Source organism: Pacificimonas flava, assembly GCF_000342165.1.
GTDB lineage: Bacteria > Pseudomonadota > Alphaproteobacteria > Sphingomonadales > Sphingomonadaceae > Pacificimonas > Pacificimonas flava.
In genome coordinates this window covers 1-1,444 of record NZ_AMRV01000035.1, presented here as the reverse complement: position 1 = coordinate 1,444, position 1,444 = coordinate 1, and the positions used below count along the sequence as shown (strand labels likewise).

The window sequence follows — 1,444 nt, the reverse complement described above, 5'->3', positions numbered from 1 at the left end:
GTGCTTCGATCCTGATGGGATGCGGAGGCGAGGGCAGCAGTCCGTCAACCGCAGCCGGAACGGGAAGATATCCAAGCTTCGCGGAAGCCGTCGGCGGCGGCGCGAAGGCGCCCGGATCGGCCACCGATGCCCCCGAAACGCCCGTGCGGGCGCCGGAACCCGGCGGCGTGCAGGTGGATCCGAAGCCGACCATCGCGTTCATCAAGGACGGGCATTCGGTCGAACTCGATTGCAAGGAATCGGGCACCGTCACAACGCACACCGGAAAGTACATCTACAATGATTGCGGGCTGACGCCCGAGCCACTGAACGCCGGCGGGCCGCAAGTGGATCGGGGGCGCGTCGGGCTCTGGCTGAGCGAATCGAACCCCTATTGGTGGGCGTTTGATATTGGCGCCTTCGGACACCAGGATCCGAACACCAGCAGCAATCCGTCGAACGTCTTCGTGGAGTCAGAGCATCGGGTTTCGGTGAACGGCGGTGAGCCGATGACCGTGCGCGTCGCGCCCGCCTCGATCAAGACGCTGGACAACGGCACACCCGTCGAACTGACGCCGGCCCGCGTTCGCGCGGCGGTCGAGGCGCACTTGCTGCCACGGGTCGACGCGGGGGTTTATGCGCGGTACGGCATGAAGTTCGTCGCGCCGACAGTCGACCGTGTCGATTACGATCCGGCGCGGATTTACAGCTATGACGGCCGCAAGAGCCCGTTCGGCGATACCTCCTCGACCGGCGGTGAAAACTATCATGGCCGTGCAGTCATGTCGGAGTGGGACGCGAACCTGATCCGGCTCGCGCTGGAAGACGAGAGCGTCGCGTTCAAGAAAGCAGCCGACGCCTATCTGAACCAGATGCGCTGGGCGCGCTCCATGCCGTTCGAAACGATCCAGAGCCGCTACGGTCCGCACATCCGCGATCCGCAAAAGGTCGTGGACCCGCGCGACAAGCCTTACGTGACGGCTGGCCGCAACGAGGGCGTGGTCATCTACAATTCGGGCGCGGAATGGCAGCGGCCGGACGATTACCCGTTCTATGGCAGCACCTCGTCCTCCACCCGCAAGCATACGCGCGATCTGGAACACGCCCACAATATGGGTGAGGTCTGGTTTGCCGCGACAGGCGATCCCCGTGCGGCGATGCATTTGCTGGCCCGGGCCACCTGGGCGCTTTCCTACCCCTGGGAGGGCTGGAAGAGCGGCGACTACACCACGATGATCAGCCCCTATGTTTCGGAACGGGCCACGCTCAATTTCCTGCGCGATACGGTGCTGTTCACCGATATCCTTGCCGACACCGTCAAGGTCGATGGCAAGACGCCGCTCTGGCCGAAATCCCGCATGGAGAGCGTGCGCGACGAAACCTGGAAAAGCTGGGTGAAGTGGCGCGACGAACGCCTTGCCGGAGACGACCAGAAATCGAAGATGGTGCGCTATTTCGGCGATGT

General features: G+C 63.8%; 1 protein-coding gene. It reads left to right on the top strand.

The window, feature by feature from the left end; all coding sequences use genetic code 11:
* Window positions 1-1,444 (top strand): hypothetical protein (locus tag C725_RS16465; RefSeq protein WP_160165739.1); only part of this gene is annotated, 1,444 nt, incomplete at both ends.